Genomic DNA, 26,162 nt, shown 5'->3' with positions numbered 1-26,162 from the left:
TTAGAACCTGGTTAGAACCGGCCGGAACGCTCACGAGCGGGGGTCAGGGGACCCAGTTGGGCTTGCGCTTTTGGGCGAACGCGGTGATGCCCTCCTGGCCTTCCTCGCTGGCGAAGAAGCCGACGGACAGGGCGTTCATCGCTTCGAAGCCGTCACTTGGTGTGGCCGGTCGAGGGCTGCTGAGCAGCGCTTTCGTCGCGGCGAGTGCCTTCGGGCCGCCCAGCGCGAGCGACTTGACGTACCGCTCGACCGTCCCGTCCAACTCCTCGGCGGTGACCGCGGAGTTGATCAGCCCGATGGCGGCGGCGCGCTCGGCGCCGAAAGTTTCGCCGGTCAGGAACAGTTCGTGCGCGGCGCGCGGGGTGAGCCGGGGGAGCACGGTCAGGGAGATGATCGCGGGCACCACCCCGATCCGGACCTCGGTGAAGGCGAACGTCGCCTCCTGCGCGGCGACGGCGATGTCACAGGCCGCGACCATGCCGACCCCGCCCGCGCGGGCCGGTCCGGCGAGCCGGGCCACGACCGGCTTGGGGCTGGTCCACAGCTGGTCGAGGATCTGCGGGAACTCGTTGACCCCCTGATCACCCGCCCCGGCTCCGCGGGCCTCTTTGAGGTCCATGCCCGCGCAGAAGACCGGCCCGGTGTGAGTGAGCACAATCACCCGCACGGCGTCGTCTTCGCGGGCGTTCGTCAGCGCCGCGCTCAACTCGCGCCGCAGCTGCGCCGACAGCGCATTGCGGTTGTGCGGGGAGTCCAGCGTGATCGTGGCCGTGCCGCCAGCCACCGCGTAGTGCACCAATTCGTCAGCCATGGCCACACTTTCGCACATGGCCCGCCCTCAGGCGCTCACGAGTCCTGGGCCGCGCGGTCAAGCTGTGGCGGCTCGGGAGGTCAGAGTGGTGTCGTAGCGGCGCAGGACGACGTCGACGACGCCGGGATGGTCGGCCAGTGGGGCCGCGAGGAGCGCGTCCGGGGCGGCAGCGTGGGCCAAGGCGGCGATGCGGTCGGGGAGCAGGCCTGGGGCCAGGAACCACGACGCGACGGCGAAGCGCCGGGCGCCGTGCGCGCGGAGTTTCGCGATGGCACTGGACACGTCCGGCTTCGACGCACTGGCGAAGGCCGGTGTCACGGGGATGCCGAGCCGCGTCTGCCAGCGAGAAGCCAGCGACGCCACGGCCGCGATGGCGCCGGCGTTCGACGAACCGACCGCGGCCAGCACGATGCCCAGCCGGGGATCGTGCAGGTCGGCACCTGACTCGGCGATCCGTTCCAGCGCAACGGTTTCAAGTCCGGTACCCAGCACGTCGGAGATCGACACGTTCAATCCCGGGCACTCCGCCGTGACCCCGTCGACGAGCGAGGGCAGGTCGACGCGGGCGTGGTACGCGCTGCCCAGAAGCAGTGGCACCACAATGGCTTCGCGGTGGCCTTCGGCGTGCAGGCCGCGCAGGACGTCGGTCACCCGCGGTTCGGACAAGTCCAAGAAGGACACACGCACGTCGAGTCCGGGTGCCTCGGCCGAGATCCGTGCCACCAGCGCGCGCACGGTGGCCGCGGACCTGGGGTCGCGGCTGCCGTGCGCGACGGCGACCAGCGGCACGGAAACGGCGTTCACGCGAACCGCGAACCGACCATGCCGGCAGCGAGCGTGTCGCCGTCCTGGGGATCGATGACCAGGAACGCGCCCGTGCGGGGGCTGGTGCCGTAGTCGTCGACGGGGATCGCCTCGGACGTCCGCAGCACGACGCGGCCGATGTCGTTCAGCTCCAGCGAAGCTGGATCGTCCACACTGGACAGTGTCTGCTCGTCGAAGCGCGCGGTGAGCTCCTGCACCAACGCCTGCACGGTCCGCGAACCGTGCTTGAGGAGCACTCGCGCACCGGGCAGCAGCGGTTTGCCGGACAGCCAGCACACGGTCGCGGTGATCTCGTCGGTCACCGTCGGCTGCCGGTCCGCCGCGGCGATCAGGTCACCGCGCGAGATGTCCAGGTCGTCGGTCAGCAGGATCGTCACCGAGCTGCCGGCGCCCGCCTCGGCCAGCGGCCCGTCCGCGGTGTCGATGCGCTCGACCTTCGTCCGGAGGCCACGCGGCAGGACGACGACCTCGTCGCCGGGCCGGATCGTGCCGGCCGCGATCTGACCGGCGTACCCGCGGTAGTCGGGGTACTCGGGCGTGCGTGGGCGGATCACGTACTGCACGGGGAACCGGAACGCCGCGTCATGCGGGTCCGCCGCGACAGGCACTGTTTCCAGGTGCTCCAGCAAGGTAGGGCCGGTGTACCACGGCGTCTGCGACGACGGCGTCGCGACATTGTCGCCCTGCAGAGCAGAAACCGGAACGGAGAGCACGGATCCCTGCGGGTAGCCCAGCGATGCCGCGTGCCCGGCGAACTCCTTGGCGATCACGCTGAAGGTCTCTTCGTCGTAGCCGACGAGGTCGATCTTGTTCACCGCCAGCACCAGGTTCGGCACGCCGAGCAGGGCGAGCACGGCGGCGTGCCGCCGGGTCTGCTCGATGACGCCCTTGCGCGCGTCCACCAGGAGCACAGCGAGCTGCGCGGTCGACGCGCCGGTGACCGTGTTCCGCGTGTACTGGACGTGTCCCGGGGTGTCGGCGAGCACGAAACTGCGCCGCGGGGTGGCGAAGTACCGGTACGCGACGTCGATGGTGATGCCCTGCTCGCGCTCGGAGCGCAGGCCGTCGACAAGCAGTGAGAGGTCCGGTGTGGACAGTCCGCGGTCGACGCTCGCGCGGGTGACCGCGTCGAGCTGGTCGGCGAGCACGGACTTCGTGTCGTAGAGCAGCCTGCCGACGAGCGTCGACTTGCCGTCGTCGACACTGCCGGCCGTCGCCAGCCTGAGCAGACTGCTCATCAGAAGTAACCCTCTCGTTTGCGGTCTTCCATGGCGGCCTCGGACAGCCTGTCGTCGGCCCGCGTGGCACCGCGCTCGGTCAGCCTGCTCGCCGACACCTCGGCGATGACTTCGTCCACTGTGGACGCCGTGGACTCGACGGCGCCGGTGCACGAACCATCGCCGACCGTGCGGTAGCGGACGGTCAGCTCCTTGATCTCCTCCCCCGGCCGCGGGCCGCCCCACGGGCCTTCGGCGAGCCACATGCCGTCGCGCTTCCAGACCTCACGCTGGTGCGCGTAGTAGATCGACGGCAGGTCGACGTCTTCCCGAGCGATGTAGTTCCAGACGTCCGCCTCGGTCCAGTTGGACAGCGGGAACACCCGGACCTGCTCGCCGGCGCGGTGCCTTCCGTTGTAGAGGTTCCACAGCTCGGGGCGCTGGCGCTTCGGCTCCCATTGGCCGAAAGCGTTGCGCAGGCTGAAGATGCGCTCCTTCGCACGGGCACGTTCCTCGTCCCGCCGGCCGCCGCCGAACACCGCGTCGTACTTGTTCGCGGCGATCGTCTCCAGCAGGGGCGTGGTCTGCAGCGGGTTGCGAATACCGTCCGAGCGCTCTTCGAGCCGCCCGTCGTCGATCCAGTCCTGCACCTTCGCTACGACCAGGCGCAGCCCGTACTTCTCGACGACGCGGTCGCGGAACTCGAGCACCTCGTCGAAGTTGTGGCCGGTGTCGACGTGCAGCAGCGGGAACGGCACGGGAGCCGGCCAGAACGCCTTGATCGCCAAGTGCAGCAGCAGCGTCGAATCCTTGCCGCCGGAGAACAGGATCACCGGGCGGTCGAACTCACCGGCGACCTCCCGGAAGATGTGGATGGCTTCGGATTCGAGCGCGGCCAGGTTGTCCTGTGCCGCGTCGGTGGCTGGTTCGAGCGTGGTCATCGTTCCCTTTCTCAGCCGTGCAGTCCGCACTCGGTCTTGGACTGGCCGACCCAGCGGCCACTGCGCGGGTCGGCGCCGAGCTCGACCTTCGCCGTGCAGGGCGCGCAGCCGATGGACGGGTATCCCGCCTGCACCAGCGGGTTCTCCAGGATGCCGTGCTCGTGGATGTAGCCGTTGAACTCGTCGTCGGTCCACGGCGCGATCGGGTTGATCTTCACCAGGCCGTTACGGTCGTCCCAGGTGACGATCGGGGTGTTCGCCCTGGTCGGCGCGTCCACCCGGCGAACGCCGGTGACCCACGCGGAGTACTTGCCCAGCGTCGCCTGGAGCGGCACGACCTTGCGCAGGTTGCAGCACAGCGACGGATCCCGGTCGTGGAGCTTCGGCCCGTACTCGGCGTCCTGCTCGGCGACACTCTGCGCGGCCTGGGCGTTGACGATGCGCACGTCGGGATACACCGTCTCGACGGCGTCGCGCGTGCCGATCGTCTCGGCGAAGTGGTAACCGGTCTCGAGGAACAGGATGTCGACGTTCGGCTTGACCTTGGTCGCCAGGTCGATCAGCACCGCGTCCTGCATGTTCGACGCCACGATGAAGTCATCGCCGAACGTCTCCACGGTCCAGCGCAGGGCCTCTTCGGCGGTGGCGTCCGCGAGCTCCTGCATGGCCCGCGTCGCGAGCGTCTTGTAGTCGGCCGTAGTGGTCATTTCTTTACCTCCACTGGTGACAGACCGAGGAACTTCACTGAGAAGACCCTCCGACAACCAGAACACAGCCAGCCGCCGTCTTCTTCCGGCCTTAGATCTTCATCACCGCAGTAGGGGCAATAAAACGGCGTCGCGCGTTCCGTCACTGCAGGTCACTCTCATCCGCCCTCGCGACCCACTGGGCGAAACGCTCGCCCGGCTCACGACCGGCGACGAACGCGCGGACGAGCTTCTCGACATACCCGGTGAGATCTGCGCTGGTGACCTTGTGACCACGCAGTTTCCGGCCGAACCCGGTGTCGAGACCGAGGCCGCCACCGAGATGGACCTGAAAGCCTTCGACCTGGTTGCCGTCGGCGTCGGTGACGATCTGGCCCTTGAGCCCGATGTCGGCGGTCTGGATGCGGGCGCAGGAGTTCGGGCAGCCGTTGAGGTGCACGCTGACCGGGGTGTCGATCTCGGACTGGATGTCCGCCAACGACTTTTCGAGCTCGTTGACCAGCGCGTTCGCCCTGGCTTTGGTCTCCACGATCGCCAGCTTGCAGAACTCGAGCCCGGTGCACGCCATGATTCCGCGACGCCAAGGCGACGGGTCCGTCTGCAGGCCCAGGTCGGCCAGCTCAGTGGTGATGGCCGGGATTTCGGCCTCCGGCACGTCCAGCACGACGAGCTTCTGGTGCGGGGTGAAGCGCACCCGGGTCGACCCGGCACGCTCGGCGGCCTTCGCGACCGCGATCAGCGTCGAGCCGGACACCCGGCCCGCGATCGGCGCGGCGCCGACGTAGAACTTCCCGTCGGTCTGCGGGTGCACGCCGATGTGGTCGAGCGGCTTCGACGGAACCTCCGGCGCGGGGCCGTCGATCAGTGTGCGCTTGAGGTACTCGGTTTCGAGGACCTGCCTGAATTTTTCGGCACCCCAGTCCTTGACCAGGAACTTGATCCGAGCCCGGGCGCGCAGCCGCCGGTAGCCGTAGTCGCGGAAGACGCTGATGACGCCTTCCCAGACGTCCGGCACCTCGTCGCGCGGGACCCAGGCGCCGAGCCGCTGCCCGATCATCGGGTTGGTGGACAGCCCGCCGCCGACCCAGAGGTCGAAGCCCGGACCGTGCTCGGGGTGGTTCACCCCGACGAAGGCGATGTCGTGGATCTCGTGGGTGACGTCGGCCTGCCCGGAGATCGCCGTCTTGAACTTGCGGGGCAGGTTCGCGTACTCGGGCTTGCCGATGAAGCGGCGCTTGATCTCGGCGATGGCCGGTGTGCCGTCGATGATCTCGTCCGCGGCGATACCGGCGACGGGGGAGCCGAGGATGACCCGGGGGCTGTCGCCGCAGGCCTCCATCGTGGTCATCCCGGCGTTCTCCAGCTTTTCCCAGATCGTGGGCATGTCCTCGACCTGGATCCAGTGGTACTGGATGTTCTGCCGGTCGGTGATGTCCGCGGTGTCGCGCGCGTGGGTCTGCGAGATCTCGCCGAGGACGCTGAGCTGCTCGGTCGTGAGCGCGCCGCCGTCGAGGCGGACGCGGAGCATGAAGTAGCGGTCGTCGAGCTCTTCGGGCTCCAATGCGCCGGTGCGGCCGCCGTCGATGCCGGGCTTGCGCTGGGTGTAGAGCCCGAACCAGCGGAAGCGGCCACGCAGGTCACCGGGGTCGATCGAGTCGAAGCCGCGGTGGGCATAGATGTTCTCGATGCGCTCGCGGACATTGAGCGGGTGGTTGTCCTTCTTCGCGCGCTCGTTGGGGTTGAGCGGCTCGCGGTAGCCCAGGGCCCACTGACCTTCGCCGCGCTTCTGCTTGACGCGAGCGGGGCGGGGCGCGGTGGGGGTTTCGCGCGGTGGCGAGGCCATGGGGTGTCCTCCGGGGCTGTCGAAGGCGCCGGTCGCGCGTGAACGCCCTGGTCGAGACCGTGGTGGGGGCTGTTCGGCGCGGCCGATGCCTGCTGGTCCGTCTTCGTGGAAAGCGGTGGTGGCAGGAAGTTCAGCGGGAAGCCCGGCAGAGGGCGCTGGCGACACGGACGAGGTCGACGTGGCGACGGGCCACGAGGCGAACACCGGCATGAGTCACCCGGCAAGAGTGCCACGTGCCCACGATGTGATCCAACGAAGTCCGGATGGTGGGAGGAGGGTCACCTCTGAAGCCCGCTGTTGACGTTCCGGGGGAGGCAGGCTACGGTTCAGAGCAGAACGAACGTTCTGTCTCTCGCCTTCGCTCAAGTCCATCACTCAAGGGGTTTTCATGAAGAGCACTCGGGTTTTCGGAAGCTTCAAGCGCGCGTTCGGCGTCTCCACCGCCGTCATCGGGCTTGTCGGCCTGCTCGCGCTGTCCGGCTCGACCGCTTCGGCCGACCCGGCTGCCACGCAGCACGGCAAGAAGCCGACCGTGGTCCTGGTGCATGGCGCGTTCGCGGATTCGTCGAGCTGGGAGGGTGTCGTCGAGCGGCTTCAGGGTCGCGGCTACACCGTGGTCGCTCCGGCCAACCCGCTGCGTGGCCTGGCGTCGGACGCCGCGTACCTCGAGAGCTTCCTGAAGACGGTTCAGGGGCCGGTCGTCCTGGTAGGCCACTCGTACGGCGGCGCGGTCATCTCCGAGGCCGCGACGACCGACCCGCAGGTGAAGGCGCTGGTCTACATCGCCGCGTTCCAGCCGGAGACCGGTGAATCGGCCGGCGCGCTGTCCGCTCAGTTCCCGGGCAGCAAGCTGGGCCCGGACACCACGACCGTGGTGCCCTACTCGGGCGGCGCCGACCTCTACCTCAACCAGGCGGACTTCCACGCGGTCTTCGCCGCCGACGTTCCGGCGGACAAGGCCGCCGAGATGGCCGCGACCCAGCGGCCGGCTGACACAAGGGCGCTGAGCGAGACGATCCAGGGCGCGCCCGCGTGGCACACGATCCCGTCGTGGGCACTGGTCGCCACCCAGGACCAGGCCATCCCCGCAGCCGCTGAGCGGTTCATGTCAGCGCGGGCGCACTCGCACACCATCGAGGTCAAGGCTTCGCACGCCGTGGCGGTCTCCCGGCCCGACGTCGTCACCGACCTGATCAGCGACGCCGCTCGCAGCGTCAAGTAACCACCGCAACTCGCCGTCGAGTTGCGATCGTTGCGCCCTGCAACTACCGCAACTCGCCGTCGACTTGCTGTAGTTGCGTAGTCAGGTAGCGCAGTAGGAGGGTGCTTCCGTCGGCCAGCACCGAGGCGAGCTCGAGTTCCGCCGGGTCGACCGGCAGTCCGGCGGTGATCCGGCTGGCGTCTCCGGAGACCAGGAGCGGTGAGAGGGTGAGCCGGAGCTCGTCGACCAGGCCCGCGCTCAGCAGCGAGGCGAACAACCTCGGCCCGCCTTCACAGTCGATCCGTCCCAAGCCGTCTTCGGTCAGCATGGCCACCGCGGCGGCGAGATCCACCGCCTGGTCCCCGGCGACGAAGACCCTCGCCCCCGCGGCCTCCCACGCCTTGCGGAGGTCCTGCGGTGCCGCGCCGCATGTGATGACGATCGTCGGTGTCACAGCCTCCGTGATCACCGGCGCCGTCGGCGGCAGCGAGAGGCCGGTCGTGACCACCGCGGTCGGCGGGACCGGGGCGAGCCCGTGGCGCCGGCGGCGCTCCGCGGTCTGCTCGTCGGGATGGACGCCGTGGAACTTCTTGACGGTTCCGGCGCCGCGGAGCACGACGTCCGCGAGGTCGCTGCCGAGCTGGAACACGACGCGGTCGGCGGGATTGGACAGGCCTGCCGACCGCCCGCGGATCGCGACGGCACCATCCGCGCTGGACACGAAGTTGACGGCCAGCCATGTCGGCTCCGCGGGATAGCTGTACAGCCGTTCCAGCTCGGGTTCGTCGACGACGCGGGCGTGTTCGCCGGGCCAGATGTGGTGCATCACGACAACCACCGGACCGCGCGGCCGCTGGTGAGGTATCGGCCTCGAGAGACGAGGTCGGGGGTGGTCATAGAACCTCCTATGTTGTCCACCCTGAGCTAACCATGCACACGCAGAGTACCGGATTGTCCGGCGCGCTACTCGGTGTGCACGGTCGGGTCGGAAGCGTAGGAGCCGAACTCGAGGTCTTCGAGGATGTCGTGGCGAGTGGGTGACCAGCCGAGCAGTTTGCGAGTCCGCTCGGATGAGAGCCGTTTGTTGAGACACAAGCTGATGCCCGTGGCGACCCGCGCGTCGTCGGGTCCGAACATCCGGTCCATGGTGAAGCTGTCGGTCCGGTCACCGGCGCCGATCATCCGGCCGGCCGCGGCTGCCAGCTCACGCTGGCTCACCTCTCCGGACACACCGTGCACGACCGTGCCCGGCGGCGCGTTTTCCACCGCCAGGCAGAAAAGCTCCGCAAGATCGTCCAGGTGGACGTAGCCCTGAACCGTCGCTCCCGCTCCCCAATGAGCACCACGAGCGTTGTCCCGGGCCAGCTTCACGAGCGCGGGGAGGTCGTAACTGCCGCCGTAGCCGTAAACCAGCCCAGGTCGCACGACGATCCCGCGGACCCCCGGCGCCGCCAGCACGAGCTTTTCCGTTTCGACACGCGCTGCCATCGATCCGCCAAGGCCCTCGACCACTAGGGGATGCACCTGCGCCGAAGCGGGTGCGAACACCGATTCCGCCAAGGGCAGTTCGGTGTCTTCGCGATAGACGACGTCTGTCGCGTCACCGCCGTTGAAAACTCCGAAGACGGCCGTGCCGCTCGTGAGGATCAGCGTCTTTCCCTTGTTGCCCAACGCCTTCAGCGCAACTTGGCCGCCGAGCTTTCCGATCGAGCCAGGCCGAGTACTTCGTGGCCCTTGGCGAGCATGACTTTTGCCGCCGCGCCACCGATGTAGCCCGTAGCGCCGGTAACGAGAATCTTCATCGCAGTTCTCCCAGTGTGGTATCGAGCCAGTCGAACAGGGCTTGGTGCGCCCGGGCCGGTGCGCCCGCGTGCGTGTGTTCGCCGGCGCCTTCGGCTTCGGTGAGGGTGACCAACGTGGTGCGGGCTCGGGTGAGTGCCTTCTCGGCCAGTTGTGGCTGTCCTTTGAGGAACTGGTCGTTTTCGCCGTCCAGGATCAACGTCGGCGCGGTGACCCGGCCGCCGATCCCGGCGAGGGTGTACGCCTGCGTTTTCCGCACCAGATCGGCGAACGAGTGCGCTCCCAGCGCCCAGACGCCGTTTCGCAGACCCCAGCCTGCCTCGGCGTTGAGCCGCGCGACCAGGGACAGCGCCCGATTCGCGCGGCGGTCCCGGCCGTTGTCGATCCACGACTTGAGGAACCCTGGCAGCGCCCGCTCGAACGGGGGCGTGGAGGTCGAAGATGCCGTCGTCGAGGATCACCGCGGCCACCCGGTGCTCGAACGCCGCAGCCCTGGCGACGAGGTAGCCGCCGAGGCTGTAGCCGAACAGTGCGCCACTGTCGCAGCGCGGTGGGCAGGACACCGGCCGCGATCGAAGTGATCGTCGCGATCTCCAGGTCACCCGCCAGCCCCGACACCGAGGCCTGCACCGCGCGCCGCGCCCGGGACGCCGCGAGCAGCGCGGCGCGCGCCTCGGGGAGGTATACCCGACCGGCCTCGGTGAGTACCACCGAGCGCGGCAGGCGGTCGATGAGACGGGCGCCGACCTCCCGTTCGAGCTGCCGCAGTTGCTGCGACAAGCCCGGCTGCGAGACGTTCAGCTGCTCGGCGGCCCAGGAGAACGACCCGCTGCCGGCCACCGCCACGAAGTACTCCATCTGCCGAAGCGTCATGCCGCCATCATGCTGCAGCCGCGCCGGATGTGCCCGCTCGTCAGGCTGTCGTCTCGCGTGTCCCGGCAGCGAGTTTTGCCAACGACTCCACAGTGCCGTTCCGTCGAGCCTGTCGAAGTCCGTGTTTCGCGGCCAGGCCGTTCGCCAGCATCATCAGGTTCTTCATCGGCGGAGCGGAAAGCACGCGGAAGGTGTGCGGCGCATAGCGGGCGCCGTTCCCGGACACCTCGAGCCAGCCCGTGCACATACACACCGTCAGGCCGACACACTTCGCGTTGTACTGGTGCGTCACCAAACCAGCACGGCGAGCGCCTTCTGGCAGCAGTCCCTCGGGCGCTTCGAGCTGAACTCCCTCCGGTCCCTGTCCGGTAATCCCGACGGGTACGACAACCGGGTAGCCGTCGGCGCCTTGGAACGCGAGGAGGCGGTGAGGCGGTTTGCGCAGCCGCTTGCCGATCTTGGCGATGTCCACCCGGGGGCCGGTGCCCTTGGCGGGCGCCGGCTGAGAATCCGGGGCGGTCGGCCAAGCCGGTTCGCCGGTCGACCTCGCACCGGCGGCCGACAGATCCGGCCAGGTCGTCACCCGGTCGACCTGGATGTCGACGACGACCCGTTCCTGGTGGTACTCGCGCAGGATCCAGTCCCACACCCGCCCGCTCGGTGCCTCGCCCAGGTATCGGGCCATCTGGACTTCCAGCGCGTCCAGCCGTTCGGGGGATGGGGTGAGCTTCACCGACGCGTGGCCCTGCACCAGAACCAGCGAGCTGCTGGTGCTGAAGCCGTGGTCGCGGGCGTGGTAGCAGATCGCCATCCGCGGGTTGCGCAGAATGTGCTCCAGCTTCTTGCCGAAGCCCAGCGACGTGGTGAAACCGACCGTCCCCGCGGCACGGTCGACGATGCCGAGCGGCGAAACGGTCGTGACCACGGCGCCTCCGGCCGGGGTCAGATAGGAGATCGCGGCGGTCAGGTCGCCCACCATGATGTTCTGGACTTCGTCGGACCACTCGACTTTGTTCATGACAGTCCTCGTTTCGTCGTGCCGGCTGGGGTGTTCGGCGCCCGGAGGAGGGAGTGCCGGGCTGCGTCTCCGAGCCACGCTTGCGCGCGATCGAAACTCCAGCCCCGGTCTCCGACGAGGGTGAACCACGCCTGCTGGCCCAGGTGGAACCACAGCAGGTCCACCGCGTCGCCGACGTTGATCCCCGGCGCAAGCCCGTTCAGGTCGTCGAGGCGGTCGACGATCCTGGTCAGGGCCTCGTTGTAGGCGACGATGCTGCTCGCGATCACTTCCTGGGCGGCGGGTTCGGCCGGAGCATTGCGCAACAACCCGTACAGCAGCTCCCAATGCCGCTCGTGCGCGAGCCGAGTGCCTTGCGCGGTCGCGTCCACGATCAGCTGGGGATCGTCGCTCTCCGCGATCGCGGAGAGCGTCTCCTCGACGGCCGGGTCCTGCACGGCGGACTGGATGAGCTGCGCCAGAATCGCCGTTTTTCCGCCCACGCTGGAATACACCGTCGGGGCGGCCACCTGGGCTGTCTGCGCGATGTCGTTCACGGTCACGTTGTTGTAGCCGTGGCTGAGGAACAGTGTTCGCGCGCTGGTCAGGATAGCTGCCTTAGTGACCTCGGCGGTCTGTTTACGGCGCGTGGAGTCGTATGAGCGGGTCATTGCGACTCAGTCTAACATAGGTGGCTATATTGATTATGTAACCATATGATCAACTCCCTCAGCGGTCGGCGACGGGGAGCGTCGAGCGCAGGTAAGAATCGGCTAGCGCGCGAAGCCGCGACTGGTCGAAGCTGCGCCCGTGGCCCGGGTGGACGACGGACACCTCCAACCGCACCGGTGGAACACCCGCGCGGGCGTCACCATCCTCGGCGATGCCGCGCACGTGATGTCCCCGTTCTCCGGGCTTGGTGCCAACACCGCCTTGCTCGACGGCGCCGACCTCGCCGAAGCCGTCATCACCGCGCCGGATCTGCTCACCGCGTTGGTCAGGTACGAGGCTGAGATGCTCCCGCGCGCAGAGAGGAACGCGGCCGGTTCCCATGAAGGACTCCACACCGCTATCAGTGACGGCCTTCTCGACCTGAGCCACCTGTCTGAGGAATACCAGCAAGGTCGGCGCCGTGGGTCGAGAAGTACGTCACCGCGCCCGGGCGTGCCTCGTACCACCCCACTCCCGGGGAGATGACCGTCGCCGCAAAGCTCATTGCCGATCGTCTTTAAGGGCGCCAGCCGTTTTCGAGGAGGTCGAATGCCGCGTTGACGGCGCTGGTCGGGTCGGCATGGACTCGGGCGAGTTGGCGGGTTTGCAGAGCGAAGTGGGCGAGTGCGGCGCAGGCGAGGTCTCCGTCGGGGCGTCCTGACTGGGCGGCGATGGTGGCCGCGAGCGCGGTCTCGTGTCGTGTCCACATGCGATCGTTGTAGTCGCGCAGAGCGTCGCTGGACTCGATCAGACCGTGAAACGCGGCCTGGCGCGGGTCGTTCTTCACGCGTCGCAGAATCCGAAGTAGATAGTCGCGCAGGGCGTCGGGGATCGCCTGCCCGGTGGGCCTGTTTTCCACGCACGCCTTGAGTTCGGCTTCGTGGTCGATTTCCTCGTCGAAGATCAGCGCTTCCTTGCTGGGGAAGTGTTTGAACAGCGTGGTCGTCGACACGTCAGCGGCTTCGGCGATTTCGCGGACGCTGACCTGATCGAAGCCCCGCTCGAAAAACAGCTCCAGCGCGGTGAGGTTCTTGACCTCGACCTTGGTTGAGCTCTTAGCCTTCGATCATGCTTGCGATGATGGCCAACCGATTCGGGGGCCCCGATGTTCTGGAGCTCGTCGACCTGCCCGCGCCGGAACCGGGCCGGGGTGAGGTCGTTGTCGACGTGGCCGCGATCGGGGTGGGATGGCTTGACACCCTGATCCGATCGGGGCGCGGGCCGGACGTGTTCGCGGTCGAGCCGCCGTATGTGCCGGGAGGTGCGGTCTCGGGGACAGTGGTTGCGATCGGTGCGGAAGTGGACAGCACGTGGCTCGGTGCGCGTGTGGTCACCCGGTCGGCCGCGGATTATGGCGGCGGATATGCGGATACTGTGGTCGCCAACGTCGACTTCGCTTTCCTGGTACCCGACGAGCTCGGCCTGGACAGTGCGGTGGCTCTGCTCGACGACGGTGCCACCGCACTCGCGCTGTTGGAGAAGACTCCTGTCCGGCCAGGGGATCGAGTCCTGATTGCGCCGGCGTTGGGTGGCCTGGGAAGTCTCGCGGTGCAGTTGGCCAGCGCGGCAGGGGCGCGGGTCATCGCCGCGGTTCGTGGCGAGGAAAAGCTTGCCCTCGCGAGGGAACTGACCGACGTCGTGGTCGACTACTCGACGGCGGATTGGCCTGAGCAAGTGCGGGCGACGACTGATGGGCACGGGCTCGACGTCGTGTTCGACGGGCTCGGCGGCATGGTCGGCGCTGCCGCCGTGGCTCTGCTTGCGGACGGCGGCCGGTTCTCCGGGTATGGCATGGCCAGCGGCGCACCCACGGAGCTCGACGACGCAGACCGGCAGCGGTTGACGGTGGTGGACATGGCGCAGCTGGTCGAGTTTTGGCCGGACAACGCCCGCCGGGTGGCACGCGTGCTGAACGAAGCCGCCGCGGGCAGGGTGACCCCGATCATCGGCCGGACCTACCCGCTGGCCGAAGCTGCGGCGGCGCACGTCGACATCGAGGCACGTCGGTTCACCGGCAAACTCCTGCTCCTGCCGTAAGGCTCCCTCCCGGTTGCGAGCTCGGGCACAGGGGGGAAGCGCGAGATCGAACACGGCAACGCCGAACGCCTGACTCGGACCTTCAGCCGGCGGTCCGCACGAGGGCGAGCCCGCCGCGCAGGAGGGTCGCACTGACAGCGACGGCGTCGTCGAGTTCGCCGCCGACGAGAGCGCCATCGTTGAACATCACGAGTATCGAAGCGGCGTAGTCCGGGTCCGGGTGTCCGAGTTCGGTCGCGAGTTCGGTAAGGGCGGCGCGGAACCAGCGACGGTGGTCGGTGACCGCGACGTGCACCGGGTGAGCCGGGTCGGGGTACTCCGCGGCGGCGTTGAGGAACGGGCAACCGCGGAAGCCCGGGCTGCAGGTGAAGTCGCCGATGAATTCGAGCACGGCCCGCAGGCTCCGGTTGGAGGCTTCGAATCCGCCACGAACCTCGGCGGACTTCGCCCGGACGTACGCGACGACGAGGTCTTCCTTGGTGGGGAAGTGGCGGTAGAACGTGGAGCGCGTGACGCCGGCTTCGGTGATCAGCTTGTCCACCGGCGACATGTGGATGCCCTCGGCGTAGAAGAGCCGCGTTGCGGTGTCCAGCAGACGATCGCGGGGGCTGAGTACGGCGGTCACCCCGCCAGTATAGAGAACGAACGTTCTACTTGCCCGGATTCGGCAGAATCCGGTCGACGAGCTGCTCGATGACCTCGGCGTCGGTGATCTCGGTCACCAGTTCGGTGAGCCTGGCTCGTGACGGCGGCTCTGACCTGGGGTTCTCCTCGAAATCAGCTTCATCCGCCGTGGCCACAAGTCGACACCTGCGGGCTACCGGGCTCAGGACGCGTCGGGCGTGATGTTCGGGTACATCGTCGAAGACGCCGCGGCCGAGGAAAAACGGCTCCGCGCCGAGGGAGTCGAGATCGTGCGGTCGGTGCGTGACGAGGACTACGGGCAGCGGCACTTCTTCGCGCTCGACCCGAATGGCATCCTGCTCGATGTGATCGAGCCCATTCAGCCGACGCCGGAGTGGCTGGCCGCGAAGGGGTTGGCTTGACCGGTCGCGGGTCCGGCCGCTCGCTGGGGGAGACTGGGGTGTGCCCGCGCTCCCGCTCGAAGTGACCGACCCGGTGGATTCCGCCCTGCCCGAGACCGCCCTCGAAGGGCTCGGGACCAGGCCGTTCGGCGTCTACGTCCATGTGCCCTTCTGCGCGACGCGGTGTGGTTACTGCGATTTCAACACCTACACGGCCGGGGAACTCGGTTCGGATTCCTCGCCGACGTCGTGGTTGGAGGGCCTTCGCCGTGAGCTCGACCTGGCCGCCGGCGTGCTCGGCACCGCGCCTGCCGCCGACACCGTGTTCATCGGCGGCGGCACCCCGTCGCTGCTCGGCGCGGACGGCCTGCGGTCAGTGCTCGACGCCGTGCGCGGTGCCTTCGGCCTGGCGCCGGATGCCGAAGTCACCACCGAGTCCAATCCCGAATCGACGTCGCCGGAGTTCTTCGCCGGCATCCGCGACGCGGGGTTCACCCGGGTTTCGCTGGGCATGCAGTCCGCCGCCCAGCATGTGCTGAAGATCCTCGACCGCGTGCATACGCCGGGTCGCCCGGTCGCCGCCGCCGGTGAGGCGCGCGCTGCCGGTTTCGAGCACATCAACCTCGACGTCATCTACGGCACGCCGGGGGAGCGCGTCGAGGATCTGCGCGCGTCGCTCGACGCTGTGCTCGCGGCGGGGGTCGACCACGTTTCGGCGTACGCGCTGATCGTCGAGGAAGGCACTGCCCTGGCGCGGAAGGTGCGGCGCGGGGAGTTGCCCGCTCCCGACGACGACGTCCTCGCCGCGGACTACGAACTGATCGACGAGGTGCTCGCGTCGGCCGGGCTCACCTGGTACGAGGTGTCGAACTGGGCGTCTTCGGAGGCTGCCCGGTGCCGCCACAACGTCGGCTACTGGCGCGGTGGCGATTGGTGGGGGGCCGGCCCCGGCGCGCACAGCCACGTCGGCGGCGTCCGCTGGTGGAATGTCAAGCACCCGGCGAAGTACGCGTCGCTGCTCGCTCAGGGCGCGTCGCCGGCGGGTGGGCGAGAGGTGCTCACCGAAGCCGATCAGCACCTCGAACGAGTCATGCTCGAACTCCGGCTCTCCGAAGGGCTGCCGCTCGACGCGTTGACCGCCGAAGGAGTGGCTGAAGCGCGGCTGGTGGCCAAGGAAGGCCTTCTGGTGGAGTCCCTTGTGGACATCCAGCAACGGGCGGTGCTCACCGACCGCGGCCGGCTCCTCGCCGACGGCGTCGTCCGGCGTTTGGTGCCCTAGACATTCTTGGCTGCAAGGTGGGTCAGCCCGGCGATGAACATCTCGAGCGCGAGGTCGAAGCGCTCTTGCGCGTTCTCGGCGTTGAACAAGCCGAGGAGCTGGAGCATGTTCGGGAAACTCGTCTCCGGTAGCGAGCTCATGTACGCATGCATTTGCCGGGAACGTTGGGCGACTTCGGTTTCGTCGACCTCGCCGAAGGTCCACATGCTCGCCTCGTAGGCGTTGGCCTTGACGTAGAGGGCAAGCGCGTCGCCGGCGAAAGCCGCTTGCCGCAGGGAAAGTCCGCCCGCACGCAGGATCGCCAGCAGCCCTTCGGCGTGGAGCAGGGCGTTGGGGCCGACCGGTATCATCGTCTGCCACGCCACCCGCGCAATCCCCGGGTATGCGACCATCGCCCGTACCTCGGCACGCAGGAGCTCGGCGAGCTGCTCGGCCCACCGTGCGGGATCAGCTTCGGGGACCGGCGCCTCGCCGAGGATCTGGTCGTACATCAGCTCGCCCAGTTCGTTCTTGTTCGCCACGTGGGCGTACAGGGACGCGGCACCGGTCTCGAGGTCCTGCGCGACACGGCGCATGTTGACCGCTTCCAGGCCTTCGGCGGCCAGGATCTTCAACGCGGTCTCGACGATCAACTCCTGCGAGAGCTGGGGTTTAGTCGCCCGTCGCCGTGGTTCGCGATGCCAAGGGGGCTTCGGTGCCTCCACGTGATCACCTCCGTTTCGCCAGAGCCTAGCGAACACCGTACTTGACGCGAACGACGTTCGATAGTAGAACTGTGTTCGTCGAACGAACGACGTTCGAAACTGGAGGGTTGGACATGGTTGATCAGGCAGCCGAAGTCTTGGTGCCGCTGGGGAAGATGGCCCAAGCTTGGAACGACGGAGACGCGACGGCTTATGCGAACCTCTTCACCGAGGACGCTGACTACGTCACGTTCTTCGGCATGAACATGCCTGGCCGGGCAGCCATCGAAGCGTCCCATCGCGCGCTCTTCGAGGGCCTGCTCAAAGGGTCGAAGCTGATCGGAAGCGATGTCCAGCCCAAGGTTCGCTTCCTGCGGCCGGACGTCGCGGTCGTCGTCGCCGGGGGCGGTGGCTCGTCGCTCGACGGCGGGAGCGTGGTCACTGCCGGGCGCGAGTCGACTCAGACGTACGTCCTGGTGAACAACGGCGAAGGCTGGCAGATCGCTTCCTTCCAGAACACCCGCGTGTCGGACCCGCGCGCGGCGTCATGAACGAGCCGATGGTCGAGGTCTCCGCGATCGTCGCCGCACCGACGGACGTCGTGCTGGAGCGGGTCGCAGGCCATCTCGGCGGGCATGGCTGGACGTTCGACCGCGATAGCCGGATGGTGTTCCTGCAGGGCGGCTGGTGGTACCGCGGCGAGTACACCGCCACGGACGTCCCCGGTGGAAGTCGTCTGACACACCGGGTCTTCAACGTCGCATCGCGCGGTCGCTGGGCGGTCCCCTTGGCGAACCGCCTGTTCATCGGCTTCCGCGGCAAGGTCGCGGCGAGCTTCGCCGACCTCGTCAGTGCGCTCGGGGAGGGACAGGACTCGTGAGCGTTCCGGCCGCTTCTAACCGGCCGGAACGCTCACGAGTCGGACGGTAGGGACAGCCCTACCCCGCGCCGGGGGTGCGCACTGGTGAGTTTTCCGCCTGTTCCGGGTGGGATGGAAGCCATGACGACAGCCATGGGAACAACCCCGTCGCCCATCGAGGCGGGAGCCGCGACAACGGCGGTCGAGTTGCGCGGGGTCAGCAGGGAATACGGGGGCAAGCACGCCAGGGTCCGCGCGCTCGACGACGTCAGCTTCGGCTTCCCGTCGGGTTCCTGGACGGCGGTGATGGGGCCGTCGGGGTCGGGCAAGTCCACGCTGCTGCACTGCGCGGCCGGGCTGGAGCAGGTCACGTCCGGGCAGGTCTTCTTGGCAGGCAAGGAGATCACCGACGCCTCGGACCGCGAGCTGACGGCGTTGCGTCGCAGCGAGGTCGGGTTCGTGTTCCAGAACTTCAACCTCATCGGCTCGCTGACGGCGGAGCAGAACGTCACGCTGCCGCTGAAGCTCGCCGGCCGCCGGGTGTCCAAATCGGACGTCCACGAGGTGCTGCGCGCGGTCGGGCTCGCCGACCGAGTACGGCACCGGCCGCGCGAGCTCTCGGGCGGGCAGCAGCAGCGGGTCGCGATCGCGCGGGCGATGGTGACGCGTCCTGGGGTGCTGTTCGCCGACGAGCCCACCGGCGCGCTGGATTCGACCTCGGCCCGCACCGTGCTTTCGCTCCTGCGGGACATGGTCGACTCCGCCGGGCAGAGCATCGTCATGGTCACGCACGACCCGGCTGCGGCCGCGAGGGCCGACGCGGTCGTGTTCCTCTCCGACGGCCGGATCGTCGACCAGCTCATCTCCCCGACCGTCCGCGACGTTGCCGAGCGCCTCGCGCAGCTGGAGGCCTGAGCCGTGTTTTCGTTGTCACTGACCACTTTCCGCGACCGCTGGCAGCTGTTCATCGGCGCGATCCTGACCGTGGCGATGGGGGTCGCACTGGTCCAGTCGTCGCTGCTCATCCTCGTCTCGGCGGCCTCCCCTGACATCCCGGCCGGGCTTGGCCCGCAGGCCGCAGGCGACCTTCGCGACATCTACACGGCTGGGATCGCTTTGCAGGCCATGACTTTGGGGCTCTCGGCGTTCCTGGCGGTCTTCATCGTCAGCTCCACTTTCGCCTTCACCGTCGCGCAGCGGCGCAAAGACCTCGCGCTGCTGCGCCTGGTCGGCGGTGACCGTCGGCAGGTTCGGCGGCTCCTGTTGTCCGAAGCCCTGCTCCTCGGTGTGATCGGGACTGTGTTGGGAGTGCCGTTGGGACTGCTCGCCATGCGCTTCCAGACGTGGCTCCTGACCGACCTTGGGTTCGTGCCCGGCGGTTTCACCCCGCGGTGGCAGGACTGGATTCTCGCCGTCTCGGCCGGTATCGGGGTCGGCGTCGCGCTGATCGGTGTGCTCGCGGCTTCGCGGCGGGCGTCGAAGGTACGACCGCTGGAGGCGCTGGGCAACGTCGGCGCGGCCACCCGGGTGATGACCGCGCCCCGCTGGCTCCTCGGATGCCTGTTCCTGGCCGGTTCGATCACGCTGATGATCACCTCGAGGTTCGCGCCGCCGGACGGTGCCGTGCCGATGTCGATCTTCGTCGCGATCACCGGCGCGGTCGCGTTGACGCAGCTCAGCCCGTTGATCGTGCCGCTCGTCGGCCGGGTCGCCGGACTTGTCCTCCGCGGCAGCACGCTGGGTACATTGGCGCAGGCGAACCTCCGCGACGGCGTCCGGCGCAGCGCGTCGACCGCGGCGCCGCTGTTGGTGCTGGTCGCGTTGGTGGTCGGGCTGTCCGGCACGCTGGCGTCCATCGCGAAGGCGGACAAGGACGAGCAGACCCAGTCGGTCTCCGGCGACCTCATCGTGAACACGACCGGGGCGAACGGAATCCGGGTGGCCGCCGTCCCCGGTGTCGCGGTCGCGGCTCAGCAGGTCTCGGTGCCGGTGACCGTGACGTCCGGCTTCGAGAAGAACGGCAAGCCGAAGCAGAAGGTCAAGGACGGCACCGCGCTCGCCATCGACGCGGACACTTACACGCGCACGCACCTGCGCAGTCCGGTGAGCGGCTCGATGGCCGACCTGCACGGCGAAACGATCGCGCTGGGCCCGGGAAACAAGGACGCCGGCACGACGCCGGTCGGGTCGACGGTCACCGCCGACATCGACGGTCGCACGCACAGGCTCAAGGTGGTCGCGGTACTGCCGCAGGCGCTGAACGGCGGCACGGACTTCCTGCTGCCGCGGGAGCTCGTCGGAGATTCCGTGCTCGCCGGCGCGGCTTCCCAGGTCGTCGTGCAGGTGAAGCCAGGCACCGATCCGGCGGCGGTGGCCGCCGGGATCAAGGCGGCCGGCGCGGGCCGGCCGGTCTCCGTCGCCGAGTCCATCGCGGCGCAGTCGGCGAACGACGACGGCGCCAACTCCGGGATCATGCAGGTCCTGATGGGACTCGCCGGGTTGTACGCGCTGGTCGCGGTGGTCAACTCGGTGGTGATCGCGGCGGCCGAGCGCAAGGCGGAGTTCGCCGCGGCGCGCGTGACCGGGCTGAGCCGGTTCCAGGTGGTGAAGATGGCGCTCGTGGAATCCTGGGCGGTGACCGGGATCGGCTTGCTCCTCGGTGGAGTGGCCGCCGCGGGCGCGCTGGTAGGCATCCGCTCGGTCACCGGGAGGATCACCGGACTACCGGAAACGGTCCTGCCGGGGCAATTGGTCGGTTTCGTCGTATTCGGTGCGTTCCTGGTCGTCGGCGCGACGAGCGTCTGGACGTCGTTGTCGGCGACAAGGGTTGTGCCCGTCTCACTCGTCGGCGCCCGCGAGTGAGTTAGGCTAGCCTTAGTGGCCTAACAGGGTTCAACCGTAGCGAGGAGCTTGCACATGGCGGACACGCCGAAGCGCAGCGCGAGGCCGGTGACGCGGCTGAAGGTGCTGCGCAAAGAGCAGCTCACGCCGCACATGATCAGGATCATCGCGGGCGGGGACGGGATAGCGGCGTTCACGCCCAACGAGTTCACCGACGCCTACGTCAAGGTGCTCATCCCGATCCCCGGGGTGACCTACCCGCAGCCGTTCGACATGGGCGTCATCCGCGCGGAGCTGCCGAGCGAGTCGTGGCCGAAGATGCGTTCGTACACCGTTCGCGCCTTTGACCCGGTCGCCGGTGAGCTGACGATCGACTTCGTCCACCACGGTGACGAGGGCTTGGCCGGTCCGTGGGCCGCTGCCGTGCAACTCGGCGACGAGTTGCTGCTGAACGGTCCCGGTGGTGGGTACGCGCCCGGCACCGAGGCCGACTGGCACCTGCTGGTCGGGGACGAGAGTGCCCTGCCCGCCATCGCGGCGAGCCTGGAGGCGATCCCACCCGGCGCGCGCGTGCACGCCGTAATCCTGGTTTCGGACGCGCGAGAGGAGCAGGCGCTGGCGACCAAGGGCGACGCGCAGATCACCTGGCTGCACCGGTCCGCCGGCGGCGACGTCGTCGGAACCGTGCGGGCGCTCGAGTTCGGCGGGGGTGTCGTGCAGGCGTTCGTCCACGGGGAAGCCGGGTTCGTCAAGGAGCTTCGGCGTCACCTGCTCGACGAGCGAGGTGTCCGCAAGGACCTGCTGTCGATCTCCGGGTACTGGCGTGAGGGCAAGGACGACGAGGCCTGGCGCGCGGAAAAAGCGGCCGAGCGGGCACGGGAGCAAAACGCGTAGGGTCGCCGGCATGGCGATCGAGTTGAAGGTGGACGTCGACCCGGCCGAGGTCGGTTTCGACGCGGAGCGGCTGACCCGGATCGATCGGCGGTTCTCCCGCTACGTCGACGAAGGGCTGCTCCCCGGTTATCTCGCGGTCGTCACGCGGCACGGCAAGATCGTGCACGTCGCGAGCGCGGGTCATCGGGATGTCGAGGCGGGCCTGCCGATCGAGCAGGACACCGCCTGGCGGATCTTCTCGATGACCAAACCGATCACCTCGGTCGCCGCGATGATGCTCTTCGAAGCCGGCGCGATCGACCTCGCGGACCCGATTTCGACCTGGCTGCCCGAGTTCGCCGAGCCGAGGGTCTACGTCAAGGGGTCTGCGCTTCGTCCGGTCACGGAGCCCGCGACCGAGCCGATCCGGCTGTGGCACCTGCTGACTCACACCTCGGGGCTGACCTACGGTTTCCACCACACGCACCCGGTCGACGCGATCTACCGCGCCGCCGGGTTCGAGTGGGGGACACCGAAGGGGCTTGACCTGGCCGGCGCGAGCGAGGCGTTCGCGCGGCTGCCGCTGGTGTTCCAGCCTGGCAGCGAGTGGAACTACTCGGTGTCGACGGACATCCTGGGCCGGCTCGTCGAGGTCGTTTCGGGGCAGTCGCTGGACGAGTTCTTCGCCGAGCGGATCTTCGGGCCGCTGGGGATGACGGACACGGCGTTCTTCTACGAGGGCGAAGACCGTCAGCGCGTTGCGGCGATGTACGTGCCGACGCCGGGAACCGGGAAGGCTGTCCGGAGCGAAGCTTTCGGCGCCGCCGGCCTCAGCCGCCCGGCGTACCTGTCCGGTGGTGGCGGGCTGGTGTCCACCGCCGGTGACTACCACCGCTTCACGCAGATGCTGCTGCGCGGTGGCGAACTGGACGGTGTCCGGCTGCTGTCTCCTCGCACGGTGCAGTCGATGGCGAGCAACCACCTGCCTGGCAACGCCGATCTGGAAGCCTTCGGGCGTCCGCTGTTCGCCGAGTCGCCGTTCGACGGGCACGGGTTCGGCCTCGGCTTCTCCGTGCTGCAAAATCCGGTCGCGGCGAAAACCCTTGCCAGCGCTGGGGAATTTGCCTGGGGCGGGGCGGCGAGCACGGCCTTCTGGGTCGACCCCGACGAGGACATCACGGCCATGTTCTTCACGCAGCTGCTGCCGTCGAGCACTCACCCGATCCGGCAACAGCTGCGCCAACTCGTCTACCAGGCCCTGATCGACTGACCGCGGCCCTACAGTCAGGTCGGGGAAGTGGGACGGGTGGCGGTCAGGGCGAGCTGCTGCTTGAGCATCCGGCCGCCGTCGGCGGTCAGTCGCAGGTAGTAGTCCGAAGAGCACGCCGTCCCGTCCTCGTCGAGAGCCCACAGACCGGAGCCGGCCGGAACCATCGACCCGTTCTCGGCGGTTTTCGCGATCTGGTTCCCCTCGTTGTACTCGTCGAACATGGAAATGTAGATCCCCTGCGCTCCGGCGCGGACCACGTTGTAGAACTGGCGCCACATGAAATCCCCGTGCGCTCGTTGCCGGGCGGAAGTGTCGCCGGGCAGTACGCACGGTTGGTAGTCGATCCCGTGGGAGTTGCAGTCAGCCTGGTCCGGCACGGTGCAGGAATTGTAGAAATTGTCCGAGTCGCCCGCGTTTCCGATTCGGCCGACCATCCACGGCGAAAGCATGTTGAAGGCGTGATAGACGTCGAGATAGCCGCCCCGCGAGTCGCTCACTCCGGTCCGCCAATAGGTCGGCACCCCGCCCATCACGTAGCAGCCCTGGCTTTGGAACCACTTGATGACGTCGAGGCACACATCCGGGGCCCAGGGGTGGTTTCCGTCGTTGAAACCGAAGCCCCAGATGCCCACGACGGGTTTGCCGTTCTGCTTCGCGTAGGCGCCGGACGACGTGTGCGTCGCCATCTTCGACGTCCAGTCCGTCTTGATCTCCGACTGCATGTTCGTCCAGCCGCTGACGTCGTACATGATGTAGAACTTTCGGCCGGTGGACTCCGCAGACGACCGGACCTTGGCGGTCATCGCGTCGCGGGTGGGACCTTCACCGCCGGTGGGGTTGAACCGCTGCAAGGCTGCTGTGTCACACCCGTTCTGCTGCATCCAGCGGAAATGCGTGTCGACCGTCTGCTGGTCGTAGGAGGAGAAAAGCGTCGCGGGCTGGCCGTTGTTCAAATTCGAATACGCGGTTTGGTAACCCTTGCCGTATTCGCGCGTGTCGGGCCAGGATTTGATCCCGGTGTTGCTCGGCGACGGGGGTTTGCTCGCATCCTGGGCCCAATGCCACCAGGCGTTGATAGGCGCGCCGTCGCCGATACAGGCAAACCAGCCTTGGTAACCGACGGTGATCTTTCCGACGACGTCGCCGGCCGGGCTGGCCGCGCTCGCCGTCATTTTCGAGGACAACACGCCTAGTGCGGCGCCCGTTGCGGACAGGGCCAGGAACGACCTGCGGGAAAAGGGCATGTGACGCATGGGGACCGCTCCTTCTCGCTTCATTGCGGACGGAAGGGGTCGCAGCCTATAAATTACGAACAGGATTAAGCAAGGGTTCGCCGACTTCTGGCCGATGTCCGCTGTGGACAGGATTTGTCAGTTCTTGTCATCGTCTCGCCGCTAGGATCAAGCAGCGTGACCCCGCCCCTCGCTGCCGTCGCGGCAGCACACCAGCAGCTGAATGACGTGCTCACAGACCTGACTGACGCCCAAGTCGCCCAACCGACACTGCTGCCCGGGTGGACGCGCGGCCACCTGCTCGCCCACATCACGGATGCCGCCCGCGCGCGTGCCCGCGTCGTCGAACATGCTTTGCGCGGCAAGCACGTCGATATGTGGATACCCGGTGAGCGGGACGCCATCATCGAGACGACCGCGTCCCGGACCGCGGCCGAGCATCGCGCCGCCGTGGCCGAACACGCCGGTCACCTCGATGAGGTGTGGGCCGGCGTCGACGATTGGTCATTGCCGGGCTTCACCTCAGCAGTGTTCACTCGCTGGCGCGAGGTGTGGATCCACCTGGTCGACCTCGATCTGGGTGTCCGGCCGGCAGACTGGACCGCGGACTTCTCCTGCCACGCCGTCGACTTCCTGCAAGCGCGGCTGCCCACCGGTGTCGCCGCGGTGGCGACCGACCTGCCTCGCCGGTGGGGGACCGGCGTCGACGTGTCGGGCACCGTCCGTGACCTTGCCGCTTGGCTCGCCGGTCGCGACGCCGCAACGCCACCCGTCTTCGCCGCGGCACTACCCGACCTCGGCCCCTGGCCCGCGAACCCGCAGTTCTGACGGCCGTCCATCACCGGCCGTTGAGCCCGGGCGTCACCCACATTCCTCCGCCGTAGTTCCAGACAGTGACGTGAATGAAGCGACTGCGTGGTCTGGCGACCTCCTGATATCACTCTAAAGAGATTCGAATACCTGTTCTAATCGAGGTATCATAGACAGGTGACCAGCACCGATGCCTCCGCAACACCCACCGAATGGTGGCGTGTCGACGGGCCTGTGCTGGTAACCGAATACATCAACCTCGAGGAAAACCGACGCCGCACAGAAGCCGAACAAGGCCGGATCCTCGCGGAGATCAAGCGCCGCGGCGTCCGTGACACCACCGGCTACGGCACCCTGCCCGCGCTGATCCGCGAGACCGTCCACGCCTCCACCACCGACGCCCTCGCCCGCGTCAAACGGTCCGACGCCCTGCACCCAGGGTGTGATCTCACCGGCACACCCACGCCGCCGCTGGCGCCCGCCACCGCGGATGCTGCGCGGGAGGGAGTCATTGGGAACGCACAGATTGACGCCATCACCTCGATCCTGGGCAAGATCCCCGCCACCGTGTCCGACCACGACCGCGAACAAGCCGAGAAGATCCTCGTCGGCCTCGCCCGCTCCGCCGGAGTCCGCGAGATCCTCAAAGCCGGTCGGCAACTGCTGGACCGGTTGGATCCGGACGGGCCGGAGCCGAAACCGAAAGACCCGAAGCCGGTGCGGCGGGAGTTGGCGTTCGTTAACCACCGTGACGGCAGCCTTGGTATCACAGGCACCCTCGACGATGAGACGTTCGCGCGGCTGAAAGCGGCGTTGGAACCGATGGCGAAACCGAAACCCGCAAACGAGGAAGGCCGCGACCAGCGGTCACAGTGGGAACGCTACGGCGACGCCTTCAGCGAATTCGTCCGCATCGGCATGGGCAACCCCGACCTCCCCAACCAAGCCGGAGACACCACCCACATCGTGGTCACGCTGTCCTACGACCAACTGCTTACCGGCCTCGGCAGGGCATGTCTCGATCTGGTCGGGGACATCACCGCGACCCAGGCCCGCATGCTCGCCTGCGAAGCAAAGATCATCCCCGTTGTTCTCGGCGGCCATGGGGAACCGCTGGACGTGGGACGTTCCCGACGAAGCGCGACCCCGGCTCAACGCTGCGCGCTCGCGATCCGAGACGGCGGATGCGCCTTTCCCGGGTGCGATGCACCACCGCAGCGATGCATCGGGCACCACATCGTTTTGTGGGCCCACCACGGGGAAACACGCATCTCGAACCTCGTGTTCCTCTGCGCCGCGCACCACAATCTCATGCATTACTCGGAAT

At 68.0% G+C, this 26,162-nt stretch carries 33 protein-coding genes; 13 read left to right on the top strand and 20 right to left on the bottom strand.

Annotated features, from left to right (window positions below; translation table 11 throughout):
* Positions 1–43 precede the first annotated feature (43 nt).
* The 8 genes from JWQ81_RS09730 to JWQ81_RS44850 form a co-directional block, all read right to left on the bottom strand.
* On the bottom strand, positions 44–811 hold the full coding sequence (locus JWQ81_RS09730) for an enoyl-CoA hydratase family protein (protein WP_297539796.1): 768 nt from the start codon (positions 809–811) through the stop codon (positions 44–46).
* Positions 812–868: 57 nt separating this feature from the next.
* A complete protein-coding gene (locus JWQ81_RS09725; RefSeq protein ID WP_297539794.1) occupies positions 869–1,615 on the bottom strand; it encodes a sirohydrochlorin chelatase in 747 nt (248 codons plus the stop codon).
* The gene (locus JWQ81_RS09720; RefSeq protein ID WP_297539792.1) at positions 1,612–2,874 is read right to left on the bottom strand and encodes a GTP-binding protein; all 1,263 of its coding nucleotides are present in this window, start codon (positions 2,872–2,874) and stop codon (positions 1,612–1,614) included. Before JWQ81_RS09720 ends, JWQ81_RS09725 begins: the two co-directional genes overlap by 4 nt.
* Positions 2,874–3,794: a sulfate adenylyltransferase subunit CysD gene (cysD, locus tag JWQ81_RS09715; RefSeq protein WP_297539790.1), complete on the bottom strand. Its 921-nt coding sequence runs from the start codon at positions 3,792–3,794 to the stop codon at positions 2,874–2,876. The genes JWQ81_RS09720 and cysD overlap by 1 nt, the downstream gene beginning before the upstream one ends.
* An 11-nt stretch (positions 3,795–3,805) precedes the next feature.
* Positions 3,806–4,501, bottom strand: a complete 696-nt coding sequence (locus JWQ81_RS09710) for a phosphoadenylyl-sulfate reductase (protein ID WP_297539788.1) — start codon at positions 4,499–4,501, stop codon at positions 3,806–3,808.
* Complete coding sequence (locus JWQ81_RS09705) at positions 4,498–4,647, bottom strand: Insertion element protein (protein WP_297539786.1); 150 nt, start codon at positions 4,645–4,647, stop codon at positions 4,498–4,500. Before JWQ81_RS09705 ends, JWQ81_RS09710 begins: the two co-directional genes overlap by 4 nt.
* Positions 4,644–6,344, bottom strand: coding sequence for a nitrite/sulfite reductase (locus JWQ81_RS09700; RefSeq protein ID WP_297539784.1), 1,701 nt, complete (start codon positions 6,342–6,344; stop codon positions 4,644–4,646). Before JWQ81_RS09700 ends, JWQ81_RS09705 begins: the two co-directional genes overlap by 4 nt.
* A gap of 130 nt (positions 6,345–6,474) precedes the next feature.
* The gene (locus JWQ81_RS44850) at positions 6,475–6,561 is read right to left on the bottom strand and encodes a putative leader peptide (RefSeq protein WP_366942279.1); all 87 of its coding nucleotides are present in this window, start codon (positions 6,559–6,561) and stop codon (positions 6,475–6,477) included.
* Positions 6,562–6,732: 171 nt separating this feature from the next.
* Here JWQ81_RS44850 and JWQ81_RS09695 point away from each other — a divergent pair, with 171 nt between their 5' ends.
* Positions 6,733–7,566 (top strand): alpha/beta hydrolase, encoded by an 834-nt coding sequence (locus JWQ81_RS09695; RefSeq protein ID WP_297539782.1) that lies wholly within the window; start codon positions 6,733–6,735, stop codon positions 7,564–7,566.
* Between the two features lie 43 nt (positions 7,567–7,609).
* On the opposite strand, the gene JWQ81_RS09690 is transcribed toward JWQ81_RS09695, so the two are convergent.
* The 7 genes from JWQ81_RS09690 to JWQ81_RS09660 form a co-directional block, all read right to left on the bottom strand.
* A complete protein-coding gene (locus JWQ81_RS09690; RefSeq protein ID WP_297539937.1) occupies positions 7,610–8,371 on the bottom strand; it encodes a pyrimidine reductase family protein in 762 nt (253 codons plus the stop codon).
* 137 nt (positions 8,372–8,508) lie between these two features.
* On the bottom strand, positions 8,509–9,216 hold the full coding sequence (locus JWQ81_RS09685) for an NAD-dependent epimerase/dehydratase family protein (protein WP_297539780.1): 708 nt from the start codon (positions 9,214–9,216) through the stop codon (positions 8,509–8,511).
* Positions 9,217–9,221: 5 nt separating this feature from the next.
* Positions 9,222–9,347 (bottom strand): NAD-dependent epimerase/dehydratase family protein, encoded by a 126-nt coding sequence (locus tag JWQ81_RS09680; RefSeq protein WP_297539778.1) that lies wholly within the window; start codon positions 9,345–9,347, stop codon positions 9,222–9,224.
* Positions 9,344–9,604, bottom strand: a complete 261-nt coding sequence (locus tag JWQ81_RS09675; RefSeq protein WP_297539776.1) for an alpha/beta hydrolase — start codon at positions 9,602–9,604, stop codon at positions 9,344–9,346. The genes JWQ81_RS09680 and JWQ81_RS09675 overlap by 4 nt, the downstream gene beginning before the upstream one ends.
* Positions 9,541–10,203, bottom strand: coding sequence for a LysR family transcriptional regulator (locus tag JWQ81_RS09670; RefSeq protein ID WP_297539935.1), 663 nt, complete (start codon positions 10,201–10,203; stop codon positions 9,541–9,543). Before JWQ81_RS09670 ends, JWQ81_RS09675 begins: the two co-directional genes overlap by 64 nt.
* Positions 10,204–10,258: 55 nt before the next feature.
* Positions 10,259–11,236 carry a hypothetical protein gene (locus tag JWQ81_RS09665; protein ID WP_297539774.1) on the bottom strand — a complete coding sequence of 326 codons (978 nt, stop codon included), beginning with the start codon at positions 11,234–11,236 and terminating at the stop codon, positions 10,259–10,261.
* A complete protein-coding gene (locus tag JWQ81_RS09660; RefSeq protein WP_297539772.1) occupies positions 11,233–11,886 on the bottom strand; it encodes a TetR/AcrR family transcriptional regulator in 654 nt (217 codons plus the stop codon). The genes JWQ81_RS09665 and JWQ81_RS09660 overlap by 4 nt, the downstream gene beginning before the upstream one ends.
* A gap of 226 nt (positions 11,887–12,112) precedes the next feature.
* Here JWQ81_RS09660 and JWQ81_RS09655 point away from each other — a divergent pair, with 226 nt between their 5' ends.
* A complete protein-coding gene (locus JWQ81_RS09655) occupies positions 12,113–12,412 on the top strand; it encodes a hypothetical protein (RefSeq protein ID WP_297539933.1) in 300 nt (99 codons plus the stop codon).
* Positions 12,413–12,443: 31 nt separating this feature from the next.
* Here JWQ81_RS09655 and JWQ81_RS09650 read toward each other — a convergent pair whose 3' ends face one another.
* Positions 12,444–12,938, bottom strand: coding sequence for a TetR/AcrR family transcriptional regulator (locus JWQ81_RS09650; protein WP_297539931.1), 495 nt, complete (start codon positions 12,936–12,938; stop codon positions 12,444–12,446).
* A 56-nt stretch (positions 12,939–12,994) separates the two neighbouring features.
* On the opposite strand from JWQ81_RS09650, the gene JWQ81_RS09645 reads away from it, so the two are divergent.
* Positions 12,995–13,963, top strand: coding sequence for a zinc-binding dehydrogenase (locus tag JWQ81_RS09645; RefSeq protein ID WP_297539770.1), 969 nt, complete (start codon positions 12,995–12,997; stop codon positions 13,961–13,963).
* An 82-nt stretch (positions 13,964–14,045) separates the two neighbouring features.
* Here JWQ81_RS09645 and JWQ81_RS09640 read toward each other — a convergent pair whose 3' ends face one another.
* Together JWQ81_RS09640 and JWQ81_RS09635 are read right to left on the bottom strand one after the other, a co-directional pair.
* Positions 14,046–14,588: a TetR/AcrR family transcriptional regulator gene (locus JWQ81_RS09640; protein WP_297539768.1), complete on the bottom strand. Its 543-nt coding sequence runs from the start codon at positions 14,586–14,588 to the stop codon at positions 14,046–14,048.
* 25 nt (positions 14,589–14,613) lie between these two features.
* Complete coding sequence (locus JWQ81_RS09635; protein ID WP_297539766.1) at positions 14,614–14,763, bottom strand: hypothetical protein; 150 nt, start codon at positions 14,761–14,763, stop codon at positions 14,614–14,616.
* Between JWQ81_RS09635 and JWQ81_RS09630 the strand changes: the two genes are divergently transcribed.
* Together JWQ81_RS09630 and hemW are read left to right on the top strand one after the other, a co-directional pair.
* On the top strand, positions 14,740–15,009 hold the full coding sequence (locus tag JWQ81_RS09630) for a VOC family protein (protein ID WP_366942278.1): 270 nt from the start codon (positions 14,740–14,742) through the stop codon (positions 15,007–15,009). The genes JWQ81_RS09635 and JWQ81_RS09630 overlap by 24 nt on opposite strands.
* Positions 15,010–15,049: 40 nt before the next feature.
* Positions 15,050–16,267 carry a radical SAM family heme chaperone HemW gene (gene hemW / locus JWQ81_RS09625; RefSeq protein WP_297539763.1) on the top strand — a complete coding sequence of 406 codons (1,218 nt, stop codon included), beginning with the start codon at positions 15,050–15,052 and terminating at the stop codon, positions 16,265–16,267.
* Here hemW and JWQ81_RS09620 read toward each other — a convergent pair.
* Positions 16,264–16,971 (bottom strand): TetR/AcrR family transcriptional regulator C-terminal domain-containing protein, encoded by a 708-nt coding sequence (locus JWQ81_RS09620; protein WP_297539761.1) that lies wholly within the window; start codon positions 16,969–16,971, stop codon positions 16,264–16,266. The two genes, hemW and JWQ81_RS09620, sit on opposite strands and share 4 nt — an antisense overlap.
* A gap of 113 nt (positions 16,972–17,084) precedes the next feature.
* On the opposite strand from JWQ81_RS09620, the gene JWQ81_RS09615 reads away from it, so the two are divergent.
* The 6 genes from JWQ81_RS09615 (at position 17,085) to JWQ81_RS09590 (ending at position 22,793) form a co-directional block, all read left to right on the top strand.
* The gene (locus tag JWQ81_RS09615) at positions 17,085–17,501 is read left to right on the top strand and encodes an SgcJ/EcaC family oxidoreductase (RefSeq protein ID WP_297539759.1); all 417 of its coding nucleotides are present in this window, start codon (positions 17,085–17,087) and stop codon (positions 17,499–17,501) included.
* Positions 17,498–17,830 (top strand): hypothetical protein, encoded by a 333-nt coding sequence (locus JWQ81_RS09610; RefSeq protein ID WP_297539757.1) that lies wholly within the window; start codon positions 17,498–17,500, stop codon positions 17,828–17,830. Before JWQ81_RS09615 ends, JWQ81_RS09610 begins: the two co-directional genes overlap by 4 nt.
* Before the next feature lie 120 nt (positions 17,831–17,950).
* A complete protein-coding gene (locus JWQ81_RS09605) occupies positions 17,951–18,724 on the top strand; it encodes an ABC transporter ATP-binding protein (protein WP_297539755.1) in 774 nt (257 codons plus the stop codon).
* A gap of 3 nt (positions 18,725–18,727) precedes the next feature.
* Complete coding sequence (locus JWQ81_RS09600) at positions 18,728–20,671, top strand: ABC transporter permease (RefSeq protein WP_297539752.1); 1,944 nt, start codon at positions 18,728–18,730, stop codon at positions 20,669–20,671.
* A gap of 54 nt (positions 20,672–20,725) precedes the next feature.
* The gene (locus JWQ81_RS09595) at positions 20,726–21,544 is read left to right on the top strand and encodes a siderophore-interacting protein (protein ID WP_297539750.1); all 819 of its coding nucleotides are present in this window, start codon (positions 20,726–20,728) and stop codon (positions 21,542–21,544) included.
* Between the two features lie 10 nt (positions 21,545–21,554).
* A complete protein-coding gene (locus JWQ81_RS09590; protein ID WP_297539748.1) occupies positions 21,555–22,793 on the top strand; it encodes a serine hydrolase in 1,239 nt (412 codons plus the stop codon).
* 14 nt (positions 22,794–22,807) lie between these two features.
* Here the strand turns inward: JWQ81_RS09590 and JWQ81_RS09585 are convergent, their stop codons facing one another.
* Positions 22,808–24,046, bottom strand: a complete 1,239-nt coding sequence (locus JWQ81_RS09585) for a glycoside hydrolase family 71/99-like protein (RefSeq protein WP_297539746.1) — start codon at positions 24,044–24,046, stop codon at positions 22,808–22,810.
* Between the two features lie 156 nt (positions 24,047–24,202).
* Here JWQ81_RS09585 and JWQ81_RS09580 point away from each other — a divergent pair, with 156 nt between their 5' ends.
* Together JWQ81_RS09580 and JWQ81_RS09575 are read left to right on the top strand one after the other, a co-directional pair.
* On the top strand, positions 24,203–24,853 hold the full coding sequence (locus JWQ81_RS09580; protein ID WP_297539745.1) for a maleylpyruvate isomerase family mycothiol-dependent enzyme: 651 nt from the start codon (positions 24,203–24,205) through the stop codon (positions 24,851–24,853).
* A 159-nt stretch (positions 24,854–25,012) separates the two neighbouring features.
* The coding region (locus JWQ81_RS09575; RefSeq protein ID WP_297539743.1) for an HNH endonuclease signature motif containing protein at positions 25,013–26,162 on the top strand (1,150 nt) is incomplete at its 3' end.

Source organism: Amycolatopsis sp. (assembly GCF_025464955.1).
In the GTDB taxonomy this organism is placed as follows: Bacteria; Actinomycetota; Actinomycetes; order Mycobacteriales; family Pseudonocardiaceae; genus Amycolatopsis.
Note: the sequence above shows the minus strand (reverse complement) of the source record. Positions and strands in the feature narration are given on the sequence as shown.

Bases quoted from the DNA above. Each gene is read 5' to 3' on its own strand.
- JWQ81_RS09730 (WP_297539796.1), bottom strand. From the start codon at position 811: ATGGCTGACGAATTGGTGCACTACGCGGTGGCTGGCGGCACGGCCACG.
- JWQ81_RS09720 (WP_297539792.1), bottom strand. From the start codon at position 2,874: ATGAGCAGTCTGCTCAGGCTGGCGACGGCCGGCAGTGTCGACGACGGC.
- cysD (WP_297539790.1), bottom strand. From the start codon at position 3,794: ATGACCACGCTCGAACCAGCCACCGACGCGGCACAGGACAACCTGGCC.
- JWQ81_RS09710 (WP_297539788.1), bottom strand. From the start codon at position 4,501: ATGACCACTACGGCCGACTACAAGACGCTCGCGACGCGGGCCATGCAG.
- JWQ81_RS09700 (WP_297539784.1), bottom strand. From the start codon at position 6,344: ATGGCCTCGCCACCGCGCGAAACCCCCACCGCGCCCCGCCCCGCTCGC.
- JWQ81_RS09695 (WP_297539782.1), top strand. From the start codon at position 6,733: ATGAAGAGCACTCGGGTTTTCGGAAGCTTCAAGCGCGCGTTCGGCGTC.
- JWQ81_RS09690 (WP_297539937.1), bottom strand. From the start codon at position 8,371: ATGCACCACATCTGGCCCGGCGAACACGCCCGCGTCGTCGACGAACCC.
- JWQ81_RS09680 (WP_297539778.1), bottom strand. From the start codon at position 9,347: ATGAAGATTCTCGTTACCGGCGCTACGGGCTACATCGGTGGCGCGGCG.
- JWQ81_RS09670 (WP_297539935.1), bottom strand. From the start codon at position 10,203: ATGGAGTACTTCGTGGCGGTGGCCGGCAGCGGGTCGTTCTCCTGGGCC.
- JWQ81_RS09665 (WP_297539774.1), bottom strand. From the start codon at position 11,236: ATGAACAAAGTCGAGTGGTCCGACGAAGTCCAGAACATCATGGTGGGC.
- JWQ81_RS09660 (WP_297539772.1), bottom strand. From the start codon at position 11,886: ATGACCCGCTCATACGACTCCACGCGCCGTAAACAGACCGCCGAGGTC.
- JWQ81_RS09655 (WP_297539933.1), top strand. From the start codon at position 12,113: ATGTCCCCGTTCTCCGGGCTTGGTGCCAACACCGCCTTGCTCGACGGC.
- JWQ81_RS09645 (WP_297539770.1), top strand. From the start codon at position 12,995: ATGCTTGCGATGATGGCCAACCGATTCGGGGGCCCCGATGTTCTGGAG.
- JWQ81_RS09615 (WP_297539759.1), top strand. From the start codon at position 17,085: ATGGTTGATCAGGCAGCCGAAGTCTTGGTGCCGCTGGGGAAGATGGCC.
- JWQ81_RS09610 (WP_297539757.1), top strand. From the start codon at position 17,498: ATGAACGAGCCGATGGTCGAGGTCTCCGCGATCGTCGCCGCACCGACG.
- JWQ81_RS09605 (WP_297539755.1), top strand. From the start codon at position 17,951: ATGACGACAGCCATGGGAACAACCCCGTCGCCCATCGAGGCGGGAGCC.
- JWQ81_RS09595 (WP_297539750.1), top strand. From the start codon at position 20,726: ATGGCGGACACGCCGAAGCGCAGCGCGAGGCCGGTGACGCGGCTGAAG.
- JWQ81_RS09590 (WP_297539748.1), top strand. From the start codon at position 21,555: ATGGCGATCGAGTTGAAGGTGGACGTCGACCCGGCCGAGGTCGGTTTC.
- JWQ81_RS09585 (WP_297539746.1), bottom strand. From the start codon at position 24,046: ATGCGTCACATGCCCTTTTCCCGCAGGTCGTTCCTGGCCCTGTCCGCA.